17 protein-coding genes, 7 tRNA genes and 1 riboswitch are annotated in these 24,780 nt (G+C 24.3%); of the genes, 18 read left to right on the plus strand and 6 right to left on the minus strand.

Going from position 1 to position 24,780, the window contains the following annotated elements:
• Window positions 1–225: 225 nt before the first annotated feature.
• A complete protein-coding gene (bsh, locus tag T383_RS0100265; protein WP_033159682.1) occupies window positions 226–1,203 on the minus strand; it encodes a choloylglycine hydrolase in 978 nt (325 codons plus the stop codon).
• 607 nt (window positions 1,204–1,810) lie between these two features.
• Here bsh and T383_RS0100270 point away from each other — a divergent pair.
• The 10 genes from T383_RS0100270 to T383_RS0100320 all read left to right on the plus strand — a co-directional run bounded on the left by T383_RS0100270 (window position 1,811) and on the right by T383_RS0100320 (window position 8,441).
• Window positions 1,811–2,899, plus strand: coding sequence for a hypothetical protein (locus T383_RS0100270; protein ID WP_033159683.1), 1,089 nt, complete (start codon window positions 1,811–1,813; stop codon window positions 2,897–2,899).
• Window positions 2,900–3,279: 380 nt separating this feature from the next.
• On the plus strand, window positions 3,280–5,022 hold the full coding sequence (locus tag T383_RS0100275; protein ID WP_052663880.1) for an MATE family efflux transporter: 1,743 nt from the start codon (window positions 3,280–3,282) through the stop codon (window positions 5,020–5,022).
• Window positions 5,023–5,180: 158 nt separating this feature from the next.
• On the plus strand, window positions 5,181–6,425 hold the full coding sequence (dinB, locus tag T383_RS0100280; RefSeq protein WP_033159684.1) for a DNA polymerase IV: 1,245 nt from the start codon (window positions 5,181–5,183) through the stop codon (window positions 6,423–6,425).
• A 370-nt stretch (window positions 6,426–6,795) separates the two neighbouring features.
• Window positions 6,796–6,870: transfer RNA gene (locus tag T383_RS0100290), tRNA-Asn, on the plus strand.
• A 3-nt stretch (window positions 6,871–6,873) separates the two neighbouring features.
• A tRNA-Glu gene (locus tag T383_RS0100295) sits at window positions 6,874–6,950 on the plus strand.
• A 59-nt stretch (window positions 6,951–7,009) separates the two neighbouring features.
• A tRNA-Val gene (locus tag T383_RS0100300) sits at window positions 7,010–7,085 on the plus strand.
• Window positions 7,086–7,090: 5 nt separating this feature from the next.
• Window positions 7,091–7,166: transfer RNA gene (locus T383_RS0100305), tRNA-Thr, on the plus strand.
• Between the two features lie 6 nt (window positions 7,167–7,172).
• Window positions 7,173–7,248 (plus strand) — tRNA-Lys (locus tag T383_RS0100310).
• A 2-nt stretch (window positions 7,249–7,250) separates the two neighbouring features.
• Window positions 7,251–7,334, plus strand: a tRNA-Leu gene (locus tag T383_RS0100315).
• A 189-nt stretch (window positions 7,335–7,523) separates the two neighbouring features.
• Window positions 7,524–8,441, plus strand: a complete 918-nt coding sequence (locus tag T383_RS0100320; RefSeq protein WP_033159686.1) for a type I phosphomannose isomerase catalytic subunit — start codon at window positions 7,524–7,526, stop codon at window positions 8,439–8,441.
• 88 nt (window positions 8,442–8,529) lie between these two features.
• On the opposite strand, the gene T383_RS0100325 is transcribed toward T383_RS0100320, so the two are convergent.
• A complete protein-coding gene (locus T383_RS0100325; protein WP_033159687.1) occupies window positions 8,530–10,230 on the minus strand; it encodes a hypothetical protein in 1,701 nt (566 codons plus the stop codon).
• 281 nt (window positions 10,231–10,511) lie between these two features.
• Here T383_RS0100325 and leuS point away from each other — a divergent pair, with 281 nt between their 5' ends.
• From leuS to T383_RS0100360, 7 genes are all read left to right on the plus strand, one after another.
• Complete coding sequence (gene leuS / locus T383_RS0100330) at window positions 10,512–12,959, plus strand: leucine--tRNA ligase (protein WP_033159688.1); 2,448 nt, start codon at window positions 10,512–10,514, stop codon at window positions 12,957–12,959.
• 45 nt (window positions 12,960–13,004) lie between these two features.
• Window positions 13,005–13,108: riboswitch (TPP riboswitch) on the plus strand.
• A gap of 37 nt (window positions 13,109–13,145) precedes the next feature.
• Window positions 13,146–14,240: a hypothetical protein gene (locus tag T383_RS0100335; protein ID WP_033159689.1), complete on the plus strand. Its 1,095-nt coding sequence runs from the start codon at window positions 13,146–13,148 to the stop codon at window positions 14,238–14,240.
• A gap of 426 nt (window positions 14,241–14,666) precedes the next feature.
• Window positions 14,667–15,803 (plus strand): glycosyltransferase family 2 protein, encoded by a 1,137-nt coding sequence (locus T383_RS0100340; RefSeq protein WP_033159690.1) that lies wholly within the window; start codon window positions 14,667–14,669, stop codon window positions 15,801–15,803.
• Between the two features lie 234 nt (window positions 15,804–16,037).
• Window positions 16,038–16,472 carry a 30S ribosomal protein S12 gene (rpsL, locus tag T383_RS0100345; protein WP_033159691.1) on the plus strand — a complete coding sequence of 145 codons (435 nt, stop codon included), beginning with the start codon at window positions 16,038–16,040 and terminating at the stop codon, window positions 16,470–16,472.
• A gap of 19 nt (window positions 16,473–16,491) precedes the next feature.
• Window positions 16,492–16,959, plus strand: coding sequence for a 30S ribosomal protein S7 (gene rpsG, locus T383_RS0100350; RefSeq protein ID WP_033159692.1), 468 nt, complete (start codon window positions 16,492–16,494; stop codon window positions 16,957–16,959).
• Window positions 16,960–17,029: 70 nt separating this feature from the next.
• Window positions 17,030–19,111: an elongation factor G gene (fusA, locus tag T383_RS0100355; protein ID WP_033159693.1), complete on the plus strand. Its 2,082-nt coding sequence runs from the start codon at window positions 17,030–17,032 to the stop codon at window positions 19,109–19,111.
• A 101-nt stretch (window positions 19,112–19,212) separates the two neighbouring features.
• Complete coding sequence (locus T383_RS0100360) at window positions 19,213–20,883, plus strand: hypothetical protein (RefSeq protein ID WP_156940223.1); 1,671 nt, start codon at window positions 19,213–19,215, stop codon at window positions 20,881–20,883.
• Between the two features lie 140 nt (window positions 20,884–21,023).
• Here the strand turns inward: T383_RS0100360 and T383_RS0100365 are convergent, their stop codons facing one another.
• The 4 genes from T383_RS0100365 to trmL all read right to left on the minus strand — a co-directional run bounded on the left by T383_RS0100365 (window position 21,024) and on the right by trmL (window position 23,801).
• A complete protein-coding gene (locus T383_RS0100365; protein WP_033159695.1) occupies window positions 21,024–21,992 on the minus strand; it encodes a hypothetical protein in 969 nt (322 codons plus the stop codon).
• Between the two features lie 175 nt (window positions 21,993–22,167).
• Window positions 22,168–22,243 (minus strand) — tRNA-His (locus T383_RS0100370).
• A 390-nt stretch (window positions 22,244–22,633) separates the two neighbouring features.
• Complete coding sequence (gene trmB, locus T383_RS0100375) at window positions 22,634–23,305, minus strand: tRNA (guanosine(46)-N7)-methyltransferase TrmB (RefSeq protein WP_033159696.1); 672 nt, start codon at window positions 23,303–23,305, stop codon at window positions 22,634–22,636.
• On the minus strand, window positions 23,295–23,801 hold the full coding sequence (trmL, locus tag T383_RS0100380; RefSeq protein ID WP_084268998.1) for a tRNA (uridine(34)/cytosine(34)/5-carboxymethylaminomethyluridine(34)-2'-O)-methyltransferase TrmL: 507 nt from the start codon (window positions 23,799–23,801) through the stop codon (window positions 23,295–23,297). The genes trmB and trmL overlap by 11 nt, the downstream gene beginning before the upstream one ends.
• Window positions 23,802–23,878: 77 nt before the next feature.
• Here trmL and ispH point away from each other — a divergent pair, with 77 nt between their 5' ends.
• On the plus strand, window positions 23,879–24,769 hold the full coding sequence (gene ispH / locus T383_RS0100385) for a 4-hydroxy-3-methylbut-2-enyl diphosphate reductase (protein WP_033159698.1): 891 nt from the start codon (window positions 23,879–23,881) through the stop codon (window positions 24,767–24,769).
• Window positions 24,770–24,780 lie beyond the last annotated feature (11 nt).

The raw sequence follows: 24,780 nt of genomic DNA on the forward strand, positions 1-24,780 counted from the left end.
TTTATTGAATTTAGAGATGAAAAAATAAATTAATATAGATGCAACATAATTATTAAACTTTATTTTTAAAATAATTTAGTGCATTTAAATTAACTTAAAGGAGTAAATTTTAATAAATTTATTTTTTAGAACTTTAATTTTTAATTAAATGCAGATCTCATTAGATATTTTAAATAAACATTAAAAATAAAATAGTGCCTAAATATAAATTCAATTACAAGAATATTAATTTAGAGAATTAATATTTTGTGGTTTAAACAAATCAAATGTTTTTAAAACAGTTGAGTTACTTATATTTTCATTTTTAAGATTTAATGCATTAATTTGACTATTATTGTAAGTTTTATAATAAAGGGTTAAAGTTTTAGAACTATAGCAATTTGAATATAAAGTTAATTCATATCTATTTTCATGTGCCATAACAGTTCCTCTAGTTTGTGATACTGAACCTAAAATATGAAAAAATTGTGTTATATCACTAATTTCATTATTTTCTGAAATAGAAGTTAATTTTGTATAGGATGCTCTAATAAATCGATCAATTGATGATAAACCGCCAGGAAGTCCAATTGTCCCGGAGCCATTTGAAATATTTTTTAAATACGGTGCTGATGAAAAGCAATTTAGAGGATTTTTTGGATTCAAATTAAGAAAATTATTTAAATTTGTTAGATGAAATGGAAAATCTGGATTATTAGTTAAAACGCCTATAGGATTATCATATATCTTTAAACCATCAGCAACTGATTCAATTACTAATGATGTAGTGTTATCAGAAACTATTCAATGTAAAGGAGAAAGCGATAAGTTTGAATTAAAATTTACATTTACAATATTAATATCTTTAAGTTTTTCTTTGACTTCAATAAGATTTTTACAATTTCCCAAAATATATGGAATCAATTCAAAAGGTGCAACATTATTTTTTTCTTTGGAAATGTCAAAAAATTTTGCATATCCATCAAAATTAAGTCCTGCCATAAATAAACCATGTTCATTCATTGCATCGTAATATAATGGATAATTATCAACTACCATTGCAATACCAATTAAACTATATTTAATACCTAAGTCTAAATTAGATACTCTAAATTGAAGATGATATTTTTGGGGCGTAATTACAACTTTAGAAAATTTTAAATCATATTCAAGATCTAAATTTCTTCCATAATAATTTTGTTTGTAAGTTATAGCAGTACACATACATTTAAACCTTCTTATAAAAATATTTTGAATACTTAAGATTTTGACTCTCTAATTTTGTAAAGCTGTTTATAATTTTAATGAAAATATTATTATTTGTGAATAACTTTTTAAGGTTTATTACTCTATTTTTAGATTAGTTAATTTTGGTAATATATTACATTAGAACTTATTGCATTTGAAAAATAAAAATTTTATTTATATTAGGTTAATTTGTATTTAACTCAAAAAAATTAATATTATTTATATTTTTTTAACCATTCATATTTTTATTTTTTAGAAAGTTGCTTATTTAAAGATTTGAATCATGTCTCATTAGCGAACAAATTTTTACATATTAAACATACAAAATAAATAAATTAGAAAAATAAATTTGTTTATTAATATTTAATGTGATATAATTTGTTTTGGTTTTTTGTAATGCATTCTAGTAATAAAATTAATTTCTAGATTCATTTCAAGAAAAGTATCAAAGCAAATTAGATATTTAGTTCAAATATATCTGAACTACCTATTTTTTTCTTTTTATAATCATTGAAATTCTTGTTTTTTTAATTCTTTTCATTATAATAATCTTGTTATAAAGTGAAAGGAAAAAAGAGACTTTATGAAAACAAGAACTAAAATTTTAACTTCAGTTGGGATTATGTTAGGTTTGGGTGCTGCTGCTTTATCGGTATCATTACCAATTGTATTACAAAACCAAAATGTTACTAGTGAAACTGTTACATCTGGAATCAAATCAAATAATTTAATTTCAAGTCAAAGTCCTATAATTGAATCAACTAGTACAAGACAACAAGAAGTTGTAACTCCATCTGTTTCAAGTGATACATTGGTTCGTCAAGATGCTACTATTAAGTTAGAAAAAATTGTTTCTAATGGTGTTGATGGTGATGCTGATATTGTTGATCCAAATTTACCTGAGTTTGTTGATCAAGTAGACAATGAGTTTACAAAATATCAACTAACTATAGAACTTAAAGATGAAATTGCTAGATTTGCAACTTTATCATTTGTGGACAAAGATGGAACTGATTTAGGAACTTCTATTTTCATTTCTCCTGGTCAAACAATTTATGTTCAAATGCGCATGGAAGGTTCAGATTATACTCTAACTGATTTAAAGATTTTTGACATTGCAGATCCTAACATTTCATTAGGTGTTGAACAAATTGCTGGTAAAGATAACTTTTATTCATTCACAATGCCTGAAGCTGGAAGTAAGTTCTATCAAAAAAATGAAATTGGTATTCAAGCAGAATTTGGTAAAGCTCAAATTAATAGTTGAACTTATGACTTTAGTTCAAGAACATATGCAATAACAATTGAAAAAGGTTATATTGGCGCTTTCTTATTTGATGATACTACAATTGAAGGCCAAAAACTTCAAGCTGTTCCTAACAAATTTACTCAATACCGAGTATACATGAATGATAATGATGTTGTAATTCGTCATTTAACTATTCCTCAAGGTTGTCAATTAATGTTCATTAACAACAAAGAAGATAGCAAAACTAATGACAAGGCTCCAACAGTTTATCTAGAAAAAACTGACTCTATTACTATTAGTGGTGCAGTAGGTCAATATGGTTCAGTTAACTATTCTAACAAAATGGCAGCTGCTTGTGGTCTTCCTGAAATTCCAGTTGGAGAAGATGTTCTTCCTGCATTGCATGATCAAGTTAAAAAATAAATTAATCTTTTGTAAATAATTTTCTTGTTTTAAGCAAAGATTAAATAAACAAAGAAACATTTTTAAGACACAATAACCAATTAAGTCTTGGTTATTGTGTTTTTTCTTTTGAATAACATTAACTAATATAAATAATCATCAAACTTTATTTTTATTAAAAAACAATTACTTGATTTACAATTGTTATAGTTAAATTTGTAAATAAAATAATATTTCATTACTAATTTTAAATTTGTTTAAATTTTTTATTAGTAATGTTTGTTAATTATTTCTTTAAATTAATGATAAAAATGTAATTTGATTAAATTTCTTAAATTTCAATTAAAGTTAATTTTAAATTTAAGTTAAACAATAAATTAATTATTTTAAATCTAACATATATGCAAGACATCAATAAAGTAAATAATGTTTCTAATTCATCAGAAATTGAATTAAAAAAGAATCAATCATTAAATCCATTAACTAAGAAAATACTTCATAAAAATTTGTTTAATGATTATAAAGTTTTTCCTTTGTTAATAAGATTTATTTTGCCAGCACTATTGGTCACTTTTTTTCAAGCCATGTATATTTTTTCTGATCAAATTATGATGGTCAAATTTATTCCTTTTTCTAACGATTTAAATCCCAATGGTTTAACTTTAGAAAAATTATTTAATAATAATGTTGAATTTATAAATATTGCAAACCAAAAAAATATTCTTCCTGTTGATTTAGTACGTGCTGCAATTTCTATAAGCTCACCAATAACTTTAATTCTTAATGGTCTTACATTATTAATTAGTATGGGAATTGCTGTTTCATTTGCAAAAGCTCTTGGACAACAAAATGTTAAAAAAATTGAAGAGGTATGATCAACAGGTTTTATTTCTAATGTAATTATTGGTTTAATAACTTCATTTTTTATTTTAGGAATATCTCCATTGTGATTATCCTCTAGTGCTAAAGGTTTGATAACAAATGCTGATGTTGATCTTGAAACGCAAGCATTTAACAACATGACTCAAAATATTCAAGTCAATCTTGCTCAAGGCTATGTTTACATAATATGTGGTTTTAATATTTTTCAAATTATTAGTAAAATGTATTATTTTTTATTTCAAAGTGAGGGAAGGCAATTGTATATTTCAATTGTCCCTACCTTGTGTAATCTTTTAAATATTTTATTGGTTTGAGTTTTAATTGTTTATACCTCATTAAATTTTATGGGTTCTGCACTAGCAACTGCAATTGGATGAGGAGTTAATTTAATTGCATATTTAGCATATAATTTGATTTTAATTAAAAAAAATCAAACAAATTTAATTTGAAAAAATTTAAAATTCAAAATGTTTTCAAAAAAATTACTTTTAATTATTTTTTTTATTGGTTTTTCTTCATTTTTAAGAAATGCAACATCAGCATTTTCAAATTCAATGTTTCAAACATATGTTGTGGACATGACAAGTAGCACGGGTTATGATAAAAATTTTAATGTCTCTCCTAATATTTTTCAATCATATTTTGGCAGTGTATCTCCGATAAGTAATTTGGCATTACAATCTGTATGGGGGTTAATTCAAGGCGGTAGAACTGTTGCTTCTTACAAATATGGTTGCGAGGATTACAAAGCAATTAAAAAAATTTATTGATATGTTTTCTTGATTGCTATTTTTTATGGAGTTATTATTTATGCTTTATTTTCTTTTGCTTTAAATAACATTTTGCTTATTAATTTATTTGATGTTAATGCTAGTAATTTAAATTATGTTACTTATATTTTAAGGGTTACAATGGTTCAATCAGTTTTTTTGGCAATTGGAACAACTAGTCAATTATATTTTCAATCCACACAGCGTGTAACTTTATCATGATTTTCATCTATTCTTCAAAATATTTTGTTGTTTATTCCTTTATTATTTATTTTTCAAGCAGTAGGGAACAATATTGCTACCACAAATCCTAGTATTCAATCATCAGAAGCCGCTATGAATTTCTTTATTTGATTATTGCCAGTTTGTACAATTTTAGCAACAATAATTAATATTCTAGTTAGTGCAATTCATATTTATACTAGAATGGGTAAATATGAAAATGAAATTAAATTAAATTTGCGTAAACCTTCTAAATTTATGCAAAGATAATTAACAATAAAATTAATTAATCATTTTTATTGTTATTTTTTTATTTAAATCAAATTTAATTTTTTTAAAAAAATTTAAATATTATGATTTAATTAACATTAATAACTTTTTAATAATTCATTTGTTAAGTGTTATTTAAAAAACTATTTAATTTATTATTGGATTTTTTTATAAATTTAAAACATATCATTTTTCATATTGATTTAGATGCTTTTTTTGCTTCTGTTGAAGAAAATCAAAATCACACTTTAAAAGGAAAACCAATTATTGTTGTTGGTAGACATAGAAAATCTGTTGTGTCTTGTGCCAATTATAAAGCTCGAGAATTTGGCATCACCTCTGCAATGCCTGTATCTATTGCTTTAAAAAAGTGTCCAAATGTAAAATTAATTAATGCTGATTTTCAAAAATATTCAAAAGCATCAGATAGTTTTAAAAATTTTTTAATTCAAAATATATCTCCTTTTGTTGAAGATTTTTCAATTGATGAATGCTTTATTGATGTAACTAATTATGTTAATTCATTTGATAAAGCAGTTGATTTTGCTAAGGAATTGCAATTATTGATTCAAAATAAATTAAATTTAAGTGCTTCAATTGGCATTAGTAATAATAAATTTTTAGCAAAAATGGCTACAGAAATGAATAAACCCATGGGAATAACTTTATTATTACAATGTGATGTAAAAGAAAAAGTTTGACCTTTGCCGATTTCTAAAATGCTTTGAATTGGTTCTTCTATTGAAAAAAAATTACTTTCTTTAGGAATAAAAACAATAGGTGATTTAGCAAATTGAAAGAAATTAAATCTTTTAGAACCAATTTTTGGAAAAAGATTAAGTTCTTTTATTTCCAATGCCAATGGATATGGTGACACATATATTGATAATAAAAAAAATATTTCTAGAAGCATTAGTATCAGTAAAACTCTTTTTGAAGATATTGATAATTATGATGATTTAAAAACAGAAAGTATATCTATTTGTAAAGAACTTTATAAGAAAATGTGAGAAAAAGAAATTACAGGAAAAACTATCATTTTAGGCTTAAAATCAAATAAATGAGAATATAAAACTAAATCCATAACCATTGAAGAATATGTTTTATCAGAAAATAAATTAATTCATTACGTATTGAATTTATTAAATGATTTATTTGAAGATTATTCAATAAGATTAATTTCAATTGGTATTCAAAATTTAAAAAGCATAAAAGAAATTAAAATACAAAATTCCTTATTTGATAAAAATAACAATAAAAATTGATTGCCACCAACACAAGATTTTCAAATTAATAATTTTTTATTATCAAATAATGACGATTTATTAGAAATTGCAAATAAAATTAATAATAAAATTGGGAAAGAGATTTTATATAAAGCTTCTGTGAAAAAGAAAAAATAATAATCTTGTTTAAAATTAATTTATGATTTGTTGACTTTAATTTTTATAAAAATAAATTTAAATAAAAAATTTAAATTTTTAAAAAATTTTTATTGGAATAGATAAAAATTTGCATCATTAAATATTAGATTTATTTGCTTTTAATTAATTTGTTCTATTTAATAAATGAGCACATTACTTTATTTTAAGCTTTATATGAAGTAAAAATGTTTTTGTGAAAATATTGTAGTTTTATTTTTGCTAAAAATTTGTGTAATACTTTTATTTAAGTTAAGTTTTCAAAAATATCTGTTAAGGAAAACAATTTTTTTGTTAAAAAATGTTTTAATAATATAAAATTGTAATGCTTTGTTAGAAATTAAGTAAATTTGGCCACATAGCTCAGCGGTAGAGCAACCGGCTGTTAACCGGTTGGTCACAGGTTCAAATCCTGTTGTGGCCGCCATTTGGCGCGTTGGTGAAGTGACTCAACACACACGCCTTTCACGCGTGCATTCACGGGTTTGAATCCCGTACGCGTCACCAATTTATTATCAATTTAAAAAAATTTAGAAATTAAATTAACATTTCTAAGTTTTTTTTATGGAGTGCTAGCTCAGCTGGGAGAGCAATTGCCTTACAAGCAATAGGTCGGGGGTTCGAGCCCCTCGCACTCCACCATTTTAGCCGACTTAGCTCAATCGGCAGAGCAACTGACTTGTAATCAGTAGGTTGTAGGTTCAATTCCTATAGTCGGCACCATTTTATGCATCTTTAGCTCAGTTGGTAGAGCAAGTGACTCTTAATCACTGGGTCGGGGGTTCGAACCCCTCAAGATGCACCAAGGCACACGTGGCGGAATGGCAGACGCGCTAGACTTAGGATCTAGTTCTTTTTGGAGTGGGGGTTCAAGTCCCTTCGTGTGCACCATTATTAAATTTAATAATTTTTATTAATTGTATCAAGTAGTTTCAATTATAACTTTTGTTATTAATTGATGCTTACTTAAAGTAGTTAAAATATTATTTAGTGTTTTTTTCAAATTGATAAATATTTTTTAATATTTATCAATTTTTATTTATTTTTTTAAATTTTTACACAAAGAATAAGAACAATAAAATGAAAAATAAGATTATTTTTTTAAAACCATACATTTCACAAACTATTTGGGGTGGCAAAAAATTATCAAATTACAATTATTTTTGTCCTTACAATACAAATGGAGAAGCTTGAAATATTAGTGCAATTCCTGAAAAATCTTCTTTAATAATAAATAAAGATTTAGAAAATATAACTCTTTTGGAATTTTTTGAAAAAAACAAAAACTTTTTTAATAATTATTCTAAACCATACCCATTGCTAACTAAAATTATTGATGCAAATGATGATTTAAGTGTTCAAGTACATCCTAATGATAAATATGCATTAAAAAAACATAATTCATACGGAAAAGCAGAATGCTGATATGTTTTAGATTGCCCAGCAAATTCATCTCTTATTTATGGTCATAAAGCTAAGGACTTAGATGAATTAAAAAAACTTGTTGATAACAATGAATGAAATAATTTATTATTAGAAAAATCAGTAAATATTGGTGATGTAATTTATGTTCCGCCAGGTACAATTCATGCAATCAAAAAAAATATATTAGTATTTGAATTGCAACAAAGTTCAGATATTACATACCGATTTTATGATTATGATCGTAAAGATATTAATGGAAATAAACGTGAATTACACATCGATGATGCTTTTAATGTAACTTATTTTCCACAAAATAATTTAAAAATTATTAGGAAAAGCAACTCTAGTAATGTTTTAATTGAATCTGAATTTTTCAAATTAGAAAAAATTAATAATAATGGCAAGCAAGTTTATTATTTTCCTAATGCTCAATGGGTTCAAGCAACTGTTATTAATGGTTTTGGTTCAATTGATAATGAATTAATTAGTAAAGGTAGCACATTTTTAGTAGCTCATAATCATAAATTTGAACTTAATGGATCAATGGAATTATTAATTAGTTATATTGAATAGTAAAATAAATAATTTTTACAATTTAAATTAGTTTGTTATTTTGAGAAAGTTATAAAATGCTATAAGATTTTTGTTCAATAAATAGAGTTTACTTATCATTAAATAACAAATCATTTGTTATTATCTTGTTATTTGGAAAAACTCTTGAAGGATAACCATTTCATTTTCTTATTAAATTAAAATTATCATTTGAAACAATTACTTGATAAATTGTGTTTGCCAAATTATCTCCATCTAAAAGATAAACAGTAGTAGAAAATCCAGAATAATAAATAACATCACTATTTATAGATGGATCAGATTTTGTAAACCCTTCCATAACGAAATATTCCATTGGTACACTTTTATCTAAAAAACTTATTGAATTTTCAACATCAAATGTTGGTTCTATCTCTTTTAATTTCTTTTTTATTGATTCCTGATAATTATTATTTTCACGTGGATGCGCTTTATATACTATTTGAGTAGTTTTATTTGCATCTTTGTGTATATTGTAAAGTTTAATAATCCTTTGACATTCACTTAAAAGTAAATTATCATTTTCCATTAAAACTCCTGAATAAATAATGCTTTTTTTATTTTTAAGAATTTCTTTAGATTGTTCATTAATGTTTAAAATACTTAAAAATAATTTTTTTGTATCTAAATTAAAACTATTATATAAACTGATAATTTTTGAATTAATAGAATAATAAGGATCTCAAAAACCTTTTTGAATAATGTAATCTGGGATCATTGTAGATGGATATTGATTTGTTTTAGTTTCATTTAAGTCTAACAAAGTATTTGTTCCAGCTACAAAATATTTGCATTGTTGAATATTATTTATTTTTTTAAAAGATGAAATTAATGAAAATAACAATATACCACCAGAATTTTTTTTATCTTTTAATTCAGTGTTTCAATAAGAATCATTAAAACTTTTTGATATTTCATCTCTAGTATAATTCAATAGTGGAAAACATTGATTCTCATTATCATATCCAATTTTAAAATCATTTAAAAAATTGTAATATTTTGGATCATAAAAATCTCATGATGCAGTTCCATCAGCAATTAAATTAATAGATCTAGTATTAAACAATATTTTGTAATTTTCATAAATCAAACTATTGATGTTATTTAATTCTGATTCAGGTATAGTTTGATCTTTATATTGATTATATTTATCAAGATAAAAAGATAATGGTTTTAATAATGCATAATCATCAAAATAAGAATCAATTACTTTATTTCGGGATAAAACATCATTTATGATGGGTTCCATTTCTTTATAATGAAATTTAAAGGTACTTCAATCATTTCATTGGATTTTAATAAAATGTACATTAGGAAATTTATTTTTATCATTTAAGATTGGACTTAAAAGTGATTCATTAACTTGTTGACCATTACTAAAAATATAAATTTCTTTATTGTTATTTATTTCTAAAATTTTTAATAGATGTGAGATAAAACCATATTTGTGCAATACAGCTCATCAATTAATACTGTAAAAAATAACATTATTTGTTTCTTTAGCCTTTTGAATGGCATCTTGCATTAAATTTTCATTATTAGCTCTTGATTCATAAATTTTACTTTTACCATTAATGTCTATATTTTCACATGGATTTGTATATGTATTATTATTTTTTGAGATATTAGTTTCAGTGTCAGTTGAACATGATGTTAATAAATTTGTAAATGAAAAAAAACTTATAACTATAAAAGAAAATCAAATTCATTTTTTAAATTTTTTATTGTTTGCCTTGTGTGTGTGTGTGTGTGTGTTAGATACTAACTTCATGTTATTTCCTCATTACTAATATACTTTTATGTAAATAATTAATTTAACCTAAATTGCAAATATTCTACTATTCTTTTTATATGTCTTATTTGCTTTTAAATAATTTTTAAAATTTATAAATATTTTAGGCAAATTTATTGATATTTATTTTTTAAATTTAACAAAGTTAAAAATTTATTTTTATCATTTTAATTTTTTTCTTAGTTTTATTGTTAGTTATAAAAGCAAAAATATATAATTTGATAACAAGTTATAAGAGATAAAATTTTAGGATTTATATAATGGAATACAATCATAATTTGATTGAAAAAAAATGAATTGATGTATGAAATAAAAAAAATACATACATGTTTATTGATGATTTATCAAAACCTAAGTTTTATGTTCTAGATATGTTTCCTTATCCTTCTGGCAAAGGATTACATGTTGGCCATATAAAAGGATATACTGCAACAGATATTATTAGTAGATACAAAAAAGCTTGTGGTTATAGTGTTATTCATCCTATTGGTTATGATGCATTTGGATTGCCAGCAGAACAATTTGCTATTAAAACAAATAAGCATCCCGCTTCATTTACAGAGGAAAATATTAATAATTTTAGGCACCAATTAAAAATGATGGGTTTTGATCACCCTTCTAATTTAGAAATTAATACAACAAATCCAAATTATTATAAGTGAACTCAATGAATTTTTAATGAGCTTTATAAACATGGATTGGCAGAAATTGCTGATATTGAAGTTAATTGATGTGAAGATCTTGGGACTGTTTTAGCAAATGAAGAAGTTCTTATTGATTCCAATGGCAATAGAGTAAGTGAGCGTGGATCTTTTTTAGTAACTAAGAAAAATATGCGCCAATGAATTCTTAAAATAACTAAATATGCAGATAAACTTCTAGAAGGACTAAATTTAATTGATTGGACTGAATCAATTAAAAAAATGCAGCGAGATTGAATAGGAAAAAGCGAAGGAGCATTAGTTGATTTTGTTGTTGAAAATTCAGAAATTAAATTAACAGCTTTTACAACAAGACCAGATACTTTATTTGGAGTTTCTTTTTTAGTAATTGCTCCAGAAAATAAATCATTATTTTCAATCATTGATCAAAAATATAAAGATCAAATTAGTAATTATTTAATTCAAGTTAGTAACAAATCTGAAATTGAGAGAAAAGATAAGAAGAATAAAAGTGGAATTTTTACAGGAGCATATGCAATTAATCCTATCAACAATAAAAAAATCCCAATTTGAATAGGCGATTATGTACTACATAATTATGGTACTGGAATAATTATGGGGACACCTGCTCATGATAACCGAGATTATTTGTTTGCAAAAGAACACAAATTAGAAATTATTCAAGTTATTGATACAGATAACCATGTTGATGTTTTAAATGAACCTTATGTTGGTGATGGTAAACATATTAATTCAGATTTTTTAAATGGTTTAAATAATCAAGATGCAATTGAACAAATGATCAAATTTATTGAAAATAACAAAATCGGTAAAAAAGCTACTACATATAAATTGCATGATTGAATTTTTTCTCGACAACGTTATTGAGGAGAACCATTTCCAATTTTATTTAATGAAAAGAATGAAGTTTTTTTAATTGAAGATTTACCTGTTGTTTTGCCATCAATGGATTCATTTGGTCCTAATCCAAATGGTTTGCCCCCATTAGCAAATGCCATCAATTGAACAAATGTTTTAATTGAAAATAAAATTTATTACCGTGAAACAAATACTATGCCTCAGTGAGCAGGATCATGTTGATATTATTTAGCTTATTTAATGAAAGTATTTGTAAAAAATAATACCAATGATGAATATTTACCTATAAATAGTGTAGAAGCTAAAAAAAATTTTGATCGTTTTTTACCTGTAGATATTTATATTGGCGGTCAAGAACATGCAGTTTTACATTTATTATATGCTCGTTTTTGGCATCGATTTTTATATGATATTGGTATTGTATCTACTCCCGAACCATTTATGAATTTGATTAATCAAGGAATGATTTTAAATTCTGATGGTTCAAAAATGTCAAAATCAAAAGGTTCATTAATTAATCCAGACGATATTTGTATTTCTCATGGAGCAGATGCATTAAGATTATATGAAATGTTTATGGGTCCAATAACTGCTTCTTTGGTCTGAAATCAATCTGGTCTTGATGGTGCAAGAAAGTGAATTGATCGTGTATGAATATTGTTTCATAAAGTTAAAATTGATAATTTATCTGAAGAAAGTTCTGATTCTAATTTTAAAAGAGCCTATCATGAATTTATTGAACAAGCAATAAATCATTTAGATAAAAAGGAATTTAATCTTTTAATTAGCAAAATGATGGTATTTATCAATAGTTGTTACAAAATGGATGACATTCCCAAAAAATATTTAGAAGGCTTTAATATTATTTTAAGTTTTATTTGTCCTTTTATTGCTGAAGAATTAAATGAATTTTTGGGAAATGATGTGAGCGTAAGTAAATTATCTATGCCAACTTTTAATCCAAATTATACAATTGTAAATAATGTGACAATTTCTTGCATGATAAATGGCAAGTTTAGAGATAGTCATGAATTTAAAATAAATGAAACTGAAGAAAATATAAAATTTGTTTTTTTAAATAGTGAAAAAACAAAACCATATTTACTTAACAAAGAAATTAAAAAAATTATTTTTATTCCAAACAAGACAATAAGTTTTGTTGTTTAAATTTTATTAATTTATTTTTATATTTTTATAATTTAAAATTAGTGTATTAAATGGCAGAGGTACTATTTATTATTTATTAAATAGTTGAGAATATACTCTTGAACTTGATCTAGTTAGCACTAGCGTAAGCAGACCATTATTTTATCTCTGTTATTTAATTTCTATAATTGGTTAAATAACATAAAAATGATTGTTAGTAACATTTCTTTAGAAGATGAAGTAAATTGAATAAAAAAAACAAATAAACATTTTATCAATAAAAAAATTTTGATTAGAAACCAATGGTTTAATACTTTTTTGTTGCTTAAAAATTTTAAAAAAACTTTATTAATACAAATTGTTTTGATTTTATTAAATTGTTTTCTAAACATTTTAGAAATTTGTTTTTTATTTTTGTGAATTTTTGATATTCAAATATTTATTGGAATTAATGAATTTTCTAAAAATCAGATAATTGTAAATCCTTGATTTTTTTTTATTATTTTTTTAGTAATAAATATTTTATTATCATTTATTCCTTTTTTTGTTTATTGAAATTTAAAAGTATTTTTTTTAAAAAAAATTAAATGAATATTTATTTATTTTTTTGGAATATTTGGTATTTTTTGATGATTTTTCAAGTATAAAAAAGAACTTACATTAGTAAGTTATCAAATAAATAATTTACAAAATAAAATTCATCTAAATTTGAGATCTAATCTTTATTATATTTTGCTTGTTGGATTATTACTTTCTATTTTTTTATTATTAAAATTTATTTTTAGTTTTTGAAAAATTTTTGGTGGATGAAGTATTGAAGTTGATGTAATTTTTTATTTATTAGCTTTAATTACATTTGATAAATTTCGTTATGCACTTTTATTTGGCATTTTAGGTCCACTTTTAGCATTACCATTATCTTCAGGTTTAATTAATCCAATCCAAATTATCATAGAATATCTTTTTTCATATTGGGTTTTATTACCAATTTTTTGTTTTTATAACCTTAATTACAAATTAACAATTTACAAAAAACAACAATTAAAAAAGATTATCTCATTTTTTTTATTTTTTGGTTTTTCATTAGTTCTTCTTTCTTGCAAATTATTTCTTCATGTTTTAGCAGGTGTTATTTGATGAACCAATAATGATTGATTTTTTTCTTGAATTTTAAATTCTCAAATTTTTTTAGGAACATTTTTGATTTGTTTGCCATTTATTTTAGTTTCATTATTTCCTATTTTAAATTTGAGAGAAGTTAATTTAAGAAATGAAACTATTTTTTGAAAACTGCAATCTTAAAATAATAAAAATTTTTAAAAAATAAATATTTGTTTTGTAAATTATAAATTTTTCAAATTTATGTTTACCATTTTAATAACATTTTATGTTTAACATCAATATATTTTTTTTAAATTAATTAGTTCAAAAAAGATTTTTAATAAATAATTTAATAAACAAAAATATTACTATTTATTTTATTTTGTTAAAATTTTATATTACATAAATTAATTTTTTAGTACCTTAGGAATTTAAAAGTTTCTATGTCATTAGTTGCTAATATATTTTTTGTTTTTGGTTTTGTTTTATCAATTTTATTCATTTTGTTTAACTTTTATGATTATTTCTTGTTCATAATAGGTATGTTCAAAAAAAAAAAAAAAAAACTCATCTTTAGTAAATTTATCTTCTAATAATGAAAATTATGAAGCAAAAATTGCAATTTTAATAGCGGCTAAAAACGAAGCTGTTGTTATTAAGGATGTTATTCATTCGTTATTAAATCAGGTGTATAACAAAGAATTATTTCATATTTATGTAGTTGCAGACAATTGTACAGATGACACTGCAAAAATTGCCAATGAAATTAGTAAAAAATTTAATGGCAGAATTACTGTTTTAGAAAGATTTAATGATAAATATAAAGGTGCAAATTTTGCTATTCAACATGCATTAAAACACATTCAAGAATCTAAAATAGAATATGATGCTTATTGTTATTTTGACTCAGATAATATTGTTGATAAAAATTGATTAAAAAAAGTTGTTTCTAAATTAAAAACAGGTTGTGAGGTTATCACAACATTTCGTAATTCTATTAATTGTAAAGACAATTGAATTTCTGCAAGTTATGCAATTCAATTTATTAAAGAATCAACATACATGAATTACTCACGTGAAAAATTAAATATGACTAGTTGAATTAATGGAACTGGTTTTTGTTTTACAAATCGTATTTTAAAACTTACTAATTATTGAGACTTTAATTCATTGTCTCATGATATTGAATTTACTCAATTTTTGTCTTTAAATAATGTTAAATGTGGTTATGTAGATGATGCTGTTTTTTATGATGAACAACCAATTAAATTTAAAGATTCGTATAAACAAAGATTGAGATGATGTAAAGGATTTTTACAAGTATTTAGAATTTATGGTAAAAGTGAATTTAAAGATTTATGTAAAATTAATTCAAACAAAAATAAAAAATCAATTTATGCAAATTTTGCATTAATTTTTCCACAAATTGTTTTCTTTTTACTTAATTTGTTCAATTATTTATTACTTTCAATAATATTAATTTTTGTTTCTGAATCCGAAAAAATGGACTTATTTTTTAAAATTCAACAATATTGAATTTTTACTCCAATTGCCATTGTTTTTGGATTTTATTTAAATTTTTTTCTTATTGGATTAATTGTTATTATTCAACAATATAAGCAAATAGATTGTAAATTTATTAAGTTATTTGGTTATATTTTTATGTATCCATTTTTTATGTTTTCTTATGTTCCAATTTCATTAATTTCTATTTTCAAAAAAAATATATCAGTATCTCCTACAAAACGTAAACCACGGAATTAATTTAACTTTAAATAAGATTTATTATCTAAGGATATCAATATAGTGAAAAGCATTAAAAAAGTAGTTTGAATAATACAAAGTAACCTATAAAAAATTTTTAAATTCAATTTAAAAACATGTTGTAATAAACATTTACAAATAAATTCAAAAAATAATTTATATATTAGTATAATCTTATGCGTTATCAATAACAGATTTATACACTGGAAATAGTTGTTATCTTAAGGAGGTATCATGGCAACAATTTCACAACTTATTCGTAAACCTAGAAAAAGAAAAATCAAAAAATCTAAATCACCAGCTTTATTAGTAAACTTAAATACTTTGGAAAAGAAAACTACAACTGTAAACTCACCATTAAAACGTGGCGTGTGTACACGTGTTGGTACGATGACTCCTAAAAAACCAAATTCAGCTTTAAGAAAATATGCTAAGGTAAAACTTACTAATGGATTTGAGGTTTTGGCATATATTCCAGGAGAAGGTCATAATTTACAAGAACACTCAGTTGTTTTATTACGTGGTGGTCGTGTTAAGGATCTTCCAGGTGTGCGTTATCATATTGTTCGTGGAACATTAGATACACAAGGTGTTGAAAAGCGTAGACAACAACGTTCTGCATATGGTGCTAAAAGACCAAAAGATGGCACTACTGCTAAAAAGAAATAATAAAGGAGAAATTTAAAAAATGCGTAAAAATCAAGCTAAAAAAAGAACAGTTTTACCTGATCCAGTTTTTAACTCTCCTTTAGTTACTAGAGCAATTAATGCAATTATGTATTCAGGTAAAAAAGGTCAAGCACAAAACATTGTTTATGGAGCTTTTGAAATTATTAAAAACAAAACTCAAAAAGATCCTCTAGAAATTTTTAACAAAGCATTAGAAAACGTAATGCCACGTTTGGAATTAAAAGTACGAAGAATTGCTGGAGCTAATTATCAAGTTCCAACAGAAGTTTCCCCTGAAAGAAAAATTACATTGGGTTTGCGTTGAATTGTTATGTACTCACGTTTACGCCATGAAAAAACAATGTTAGAAAAACTTGCTAATGAATTAATTGATGCTTCTAACAATGTTGGTGCATCAGTTAAAAAACGTGATGATACTCATAAAATGGCAGAAGCAAACAAAGCATTTGCTCACATGCGTTGATAATTTTTTAGTTAATCTAATAAATATTTATTTTTGAAAACTATTTATTTTTATGGAGAATTTTTAATTTAATATGTCTAGAACTGTCCCTTTAGAGCGATACCGTAATTTTGGTATTATGGCGCATATTGATGCTGGTAAGACAACTACATCTGAAAGAATTTTATTTCATTCAGGAAAAACTCACAAAATTGGAGAAGTCCACGAAGGTGCTGCTACAATGGACTGAATGGAGCAAGAAAAAGAACGTGGAATAACAATTACTTCAGCTGCAACTTCTGTTACATGAAAAGATTGTAATTTAAATTTAATTGATACACCCGGACATGTTGATTTTACAGTTGAAGTTGAACGCTCACTCCGTGTTTTAGATGGTGCAGTTGCTGTTTTAGATGCACAAATGGGAGTTGAACCCCAAACTGAAACTGTTTGACGACAAGCTTCAAGATATAAGGTTCCAAGAATCGTTTTTATAAATAAAATGGACAAAACTGGAGCTAATTTTGAAAGAGCAGTTGCATCAATTCATTCTCGTTTAGGTGTCAAAGCTGTACCCATTCAATTACCAATTGGTTCTGAAAATGATTTTAATGCCATTATTGATTTAGTTGAAATGAAAACTTTAAATTTTGATGGTGGACCAAATGAAAATTATAAAGTAACTGAAATTCCAGCAGAACTAAAAGAACAAGCTAATGAGATGCGCAACCAGATGATTGAAGAAGTTGTTAATTTTGATGATGCTTGTATGGAAAAATATCTTGGTGGTGAGGAATTAAGTGTTGAAGAAATTAAAAAATGTATTCGTAAAGGTGTAATTAATGCAACTTTATTTCCAGTTATTTGTGGGACCGCTTATCGTAATAAGGGTGTAAAACCATTGTTAGATGCAGTTGTTGATTATTTACCATCACCAATCGATGTTCCTCCTGCCAAAGGAATTGATGATAGAACTGATCAAGAAGTTGAAGTTTTAAGTTCTGATGATGCTCCTTTTGTTGGTTTAGCATTTAAAGTAGCTACAGATCCATTTGTTGGTCGTTTAACTTTTGTTCGTGTATACTCTGGAGTTTTGACTTCTGGTTCTTATGTTGTTAATGTTGGTAAGGATAAAAAAGAAAGAGTTTCGCGTTTAGTAAAAATGCATGCTTCGCAAAGAAATGAAATTGATGAAGTTTATGCTGGCGATATTTGTGCAATTGTGGGTTTAAAAGATACTACAACTGGTGATACATTAGCAAAAGAAGGTTTAGGTATCCATTTAGAATCAATGCAATTTGCTGAACCAGTAATTTCTTTAGCTGTTGAACCAAAAACTAAAGCAGATCAAGAAAAAATGGGTATTGCCTTAAGTAAATTAGCAGAAGAAGATCCTACATTTAAAACTTATACTGATGAAGAAACTGGTCAAGTTATTATTTCAGGAATGGGAGAATTACACTTAGATATTTTAGTTGATAGAATGCGTCGAGAATTCAAAGTGGAAGTTAATGTAGGAGCACCTCAAGTTAGTTATAGGGAAACATTTACTAAAGAAGCTGATGTCGAAGGGAAATACATTAAGCAATCTGGTGGTCGTGGTCAATATGGTCATGTTGTAATTACATTTCAACCTAACCATGATAAAGGTTTTGAATTTGAAGATAAAATTGTTGGTGGAAGAATTCCTAAAGAATATATTAAACCTGTTAAAGCAGGTTTGGAAGATGCTTTAAATAATGGACCATTAGCTGGTTATCCAATGATTGATATCAAAGCCATTTTACATGATGGTTCATACCATGAGGTTGATAGTAATGAAATGGCATTTAAAATAGCTGCTTCAATGGCTTTAAAAGAAGCTGGTAAAAAATGTGCCCCAGTTCTATTAGAACCCATTATGGCTATTGAGGTTACTGTTCCAGAACAAAATTTTGGTGATGCAATGGGTGATATTAGTTCTCGTCGTGGTAGCATTGAGGGAACTGAACAACGTGATAATATCCAAGTTATTAAAGCTAAAGTTCCATTACGTGAGATGTTTGGTTATGCAACTGATTTACGTTCATTTACTCAAGGTCGTGGTAACTATATCATGCAATTTAGTCATTATGCTGAAGCACCAAAATCAGTTACAAATGAAGTTGTTGATACCAAATTAAAAGGCAAGAAATAATTTTACTTTCTTTTGGTTTTAAAAAAAGAGGAAATATATGTTTAAATTTCAATTAAAGAAATTATTAAAAATTTTTAGTTGAATGTTTTTTGCTTGTGTGTGTGTGTGTAACAACATTCATAACTTTGTTTTCTACATCTTGTAGTGATTCAACTAATTTGAATCAAGAAAATGTAAGAGTAAAACCAGTTTTTAGAAACCGTCAAAAAGAAACTGAAGCAACTTATAATTTGCGAACACAGAACCAAGGACTTTTAGCTGATGCAATTAAAAAAGCTAACTCTAAAAATAATGTTTTAATGTATTCAATAAATTGAAATTCAGTAATGTATAAATATGGGGGAATGGCCCATTTAATTAAAGTTTTAGAAGTTAATCCAACAAAAGAAATTTATTTTTTTTGTAAGAAAGATGACCAAGATAATAATCCAGGTATTAATTCCAAAATTTTAAAACCAATAATGGATGCAAAAGAAAAATTTCCTAATTTTCATTATCAACTTATTAATGATTGGCGAGATTATTGGTCTTTTTTTGAATTTCACAATGAAGATATTGAACCTATATTAGATCAAATTACTAGTCAAAATAAGGTTGTTGATTTTTATCTTGAGGATTTTCAAGTTATGACATTTGTTACCAAATATATTGATTCTTACATTATTGGTACTAATGCAGACTTATACAAAGCTAATGATGCAATTTTGTCCCAAATTGGGATTTTAGCTAAAATGCGTTCAATCAACATGATTGCAGATGGAACAACTGCATTTGATAATTGAAGAACAGATATTTCTAAATTATTATTTGAAACAAAAAATTATTGGGATGATGCCAATAAGGAATATTGTTTAAGTTCTTGAATACGAGAAACTATTAAAAGTGGTGATGAAAAGGCATTAAGTGAATTAAAGAACTACAAATATTATGGAGCATTAATTTTAGAATCATTATTTACAATGCAATTTCCTGATAAAGATGGAATTTTACCAACTAAATATTTTACTCCTGGGTGTGAAACTATTTTAGACATCAACGACAACGCTTTACCATCATCTTGTTTAGACCAAAAAGTTAAAAATTTATCTTATTTTGATCCTTACTATACTGTTAATGCTGATATCATTGATGTTTATGCTTCTTATAATGTTGATAGCAAAAAATTATTTTTAGATTCATTTGGTATTTTTGAACAAAATCAAAATATTTTAAACAATAAAACTAGTGTAATTTATTCTGGTAGATTAATGCATCTTAATAATGTAAACACACCAGATGATTCAATAATTACAGAAGAAGCTAAACGAGTAATGAAATTATACGAGTTAGAGATAAATCGAGGTGTTAAACCTGAAAATTTACAAATTTTATTTAAAGCACATCCTCGTGAATTGGACGAAACAATTAAAGATTCAGTAGATGGACTACTTATTAAAAAAATTAATGATTTAAGAAGTTCAAGTAGTTCATTTAATAATAGTATTCCTGATGCAACAGGATGATTAAAATTTTTAAATAATAAAACACCAATGGAATATTATGTGTTTGCTGGATTTTTGAAATCTGATCCGTCAAAAAATAGAGAAGTTTTATATTATGCAGGTTTTTCTACAACTGTTTATATGATTGTAGGTGCACACTTGGGTGATAGCATTAAGCAAGTCATTGTTTCTGATGCTGAGTTAAATTTAGTTAATAAGTGAAATGGTTATCCTTCAAGAGTTTTTCCAAAAAATAAAATTACTACTAATGAAGAATTGTTTGGATCTTAACTATTTTTATAAATATTAAGGGCAATTAATTTAAAATGTTACTTTTCACTCACTGAGCAAAAAAGTAACATTTTATTTTATAACTCTAAATTTGTTTAAATTAAATTTAATAACTTAAATTATTTTTTATACTTAAATATTTAACTTAAATTTGTTTTAGTTAATTGAACATTTTTAAACAACTTTTTTTTGCATATTAATTTTTCACATTCTTTTTTTACAAGTAAATAAAATTTGTTTAATTGCTTATTATCTATCTCATTTACAAGATCAATTGTATTTATCATTCAATTTATTATTTCCAATAAAAGATTATTATCCACATGATATTCATACAATTTTTGACAAATCACTTTAAATTTTTCATCATTTTTATAATATCTGTTTAGGCACATGTAAAGTGGTAATAAATAATGTATTAAAATTCATTCATAAATTTTATTTTTTAAAGATTGTTGTTCAGCATTCATAGGAGCATTTATTTGTTTTTCTCAACTATTAATAATTTTTGAATTTCAAATAAAATGTTTAAAAATATTTTTTAATGTAATTGCAATATTTTTATTTTCCATATTGTCATTATCAATTTTCTTTGCTGTTTTTATGCATATTTCATATTGTTCTTGAAAGGTTGTATCTGGGTATTTAAATGAAATAAAAAGTGTATCATTAAAAATTTCAATAGCTTCTTTAGGTTCATTTAAAAATCAATTTGCATATAAAAATAATTCAATAAAATCAAATTGAACTTGAATAATATATTCATCATTTTTTCTTGCTTCTAATAAAGCATTTTTAATAACTTTAAAATATAAAGATATGCGTTGTTCAACTTTTTTTAATTCATTTAATTTCATTAACATATCAATATTTTTTGAAAGTATCAAGTAATTTTTGGTATTTTGGATTAATAAATCATCAATAAACTTTAAGTTTGGTTTATTTTTTGCATTTAAAAAATAATCATTTATTATATCTTTTAATTTTTGCTCACTATATTTATTTGAATATAAACATTTTATTGCCATTTTAGCATATTCATAAGATAAATCAGTTTGATTTCAATTTTTATTTAAATTAAAGCTTTTTTCTGATATTTGTGTGTTCATAATTTTTACCTCAATAAAATTATGAATTTAATAACTTAAAATTTGTTATTCTATAAGTTAGGTATTTAGTTAATAAAAAGTAAACTTAAATTAATATTAAAAACAAAAAAATAATGCAACATCTAAATTGACTGTTGCATTATTTTTTATACTCACTAATGTGATTTTTTATAAATGGGGCGATTAATGGGGATCGAACCCACGTATGCCTGAGTCACAGTCAGGTGCGTTAACCACTTCGCCATAATCGCCATATTTTTACACCCAAATATTATATAAAAATATATTAATTATTTTAAGTAATTAAAAACTAATTTAAAAAATTTAAGTTAATTTACAAATTAATATTTTAATCATGATTTTTATGGACTACTTTTAAAGTACTTAAATTAAGATTTTAATATAGTACAAATAATAAAAACTCCTAATTAAATATCAAAATCAAAGCAACTTTTATATTAATTTTAAAACTTTAATCTGACATTATTTATATTCTAAAAACTTTTTTAAATATCCAATTAGATTTTGTAAAAAATGTGAAAAAAATTTATTCGATAATTAACTAATAGGTTATTTTAAATTATTTAGTAAAAATAAAAGTATATTCTAATTTGATTAAAAATTAAAAGTTATTTTAATAATTAATAAACTTCAAAAAAGGTAAAAATAATTTTTTTAATTTTACCACCAGCATTTAAAAATTTTTTTTCATACTCTGTTTGAATATTATTTTTTCTTAAAAAACTATTTGGTTCTAAACTATATAAATCTCATGTTTTATCAACAATTTTAATATCTTTAATCATTTCAATTTGTTCAAGGCAATATTGAAATAAGTTACTATTGTCAGTTTTAAATTCAATAATCCCATTTGGAATAAGAATTTGTTTATATTTTTTTAAAAAAAGCATATCTACTAATCTTCTTTTACTATGTCGTTTTTTTGGTCAAGGATCACTAAAATTTAAAAATAATTTTTGAAAAAAATGCTTAGGAAAATAGTTTTCTAAATTATTTGCATCACCACAAGTCAAATAAATGTTATTTAATTCTTGTTTTTGTTGTTCGTATTTTTTAATTGCTTTGGAAATTACAGTTGAAAATTTTTCTAAACCTATGTAATTAACATCTAAATTATTTTTGGCATTTTCTAACAAAAAAACTCCCTTTCCACTACCTATTTCTAAATAATACTTTTTATTTTTATTTTTAAAAATTAGGGAAATATCATTTGCTTTAAAAGAGTCTATTTTTTTAAAATATTTTGATGATAAACAATTGTTTATTGCATTTGGATCATGTCTAAGTCTCATATATTAGTTCCAAATTTTTAAAGTTATTTTGTCTATAAACTTCATATAGCAAACAAGCCACTGTATTGCTTAAATTTAAACATCTTGATTCTTTTGCAATTGGTATTCTAAGAGTTAAATTATTAAATTTTTCTATAATTTCTTGTGGCAATCCACTAGTTTCGCAACCAAAAATTAAGTATATTTTTTTATTTTGTAAAAATGAAAAGTCAATTTGATTTGGAAGTAATTTTCCTTTCTTGGTAACAAAAAAAATTAAATCATCTGAATTTATTAAATTTAAAAAATCATTCATACAATCATGTTCTATTAAATGAATTTGTTTTAAATAATCAATGCTAGCGCGCATTAATCTTTTATCATTAATAAAGAATCCATAAGGACGGATTAAATGTAATGATGACTTAAATGTTGCACAAGATCTAATGATATTTCCTGTGTTATAAGGAATTTCTGGTTGATAAAGAACAATATTAATTAATGATTCACAATCCATTTTATAAATTTTTATTTTTTCTACATTTTAGTCATTATATAATTATAAAAACTAGAAATACAACTTACTAAAGTCTAATGAAATTATTTAAAATATCTCCTCGTGGTTTTTGTTCTGGTGTAATTAATGCTTTTACAATAGCTAAGAATGTAGCAATTAACAACCAAAATAAAAAAATTTATATGATTGGTTGATTAGTTCATAATGAAAATCTTGTAAAAGAAATTGAATCACTTGGAATTATTGTTCTTGATGATCGCAAAAAAGATCGTAAGTCATTAATTATGGAAATTGATCCAGTTGATGAACCAATTGTACTTTTTTCAGCACATGGAACAGATAAAAAAATTATTGATTTAGCTAAAGATCGAAAATTAAGAGTCATTGATTTAACATGTGTTTATGTTACGCAAACACATGATTTAATTAGAGAAAAACTTAATAATGGATATAAAGTTTTGTACATAGGAGTTAACAATCACCCTGAAACAATTTCTTCTTTAGCAATAAGTGATGACATTATTCTTATTGAAAGAAAAGAAGACATTAAAAAACTAAGAATTAAAGATGAAAAAATTTTTGTTACAAATCAAACAACCATTTCAATTTATGAATTTTATGATGTAATTAAAGCTTTAAGGCATCTATATAGAAATATTGAATTTAAAAATGATATTTGTAATGCAACTACCGAAAGGCAAGACGCATTAATAAATTTAATTCAATTTCTTGATTTAGTAATTGTTGTTGGTGATCAAAGATCAAATAACTCACTAAAGTTAGTAGAAATTGCAAAAAAAAATCATGTTGATGCATATTTAGTATCTAATGATAAACAATTATGTAATAATTGATTTATCAATAAAAAATGTGTTGGTATTACATCAGGTGCATCGACTCCTGATTATGTAACTCAATCAGTTGTTGATAAAATAGTAGAATGGTATAACCCTGAGATTATTAATTAACTTAGGCAATA

This window comes from Mycoplasmoides alvi ATCC 29626 (assembly GCF_000701785.1).
GTDB classification, from domain to species: domain Bacteria; phylum Bacillota_I; class Bacilli_A; order Mycoplasmatales; family Mycoplasmoidaceae; genus Mycoplasmoides; species Mycoplasmoides alvi.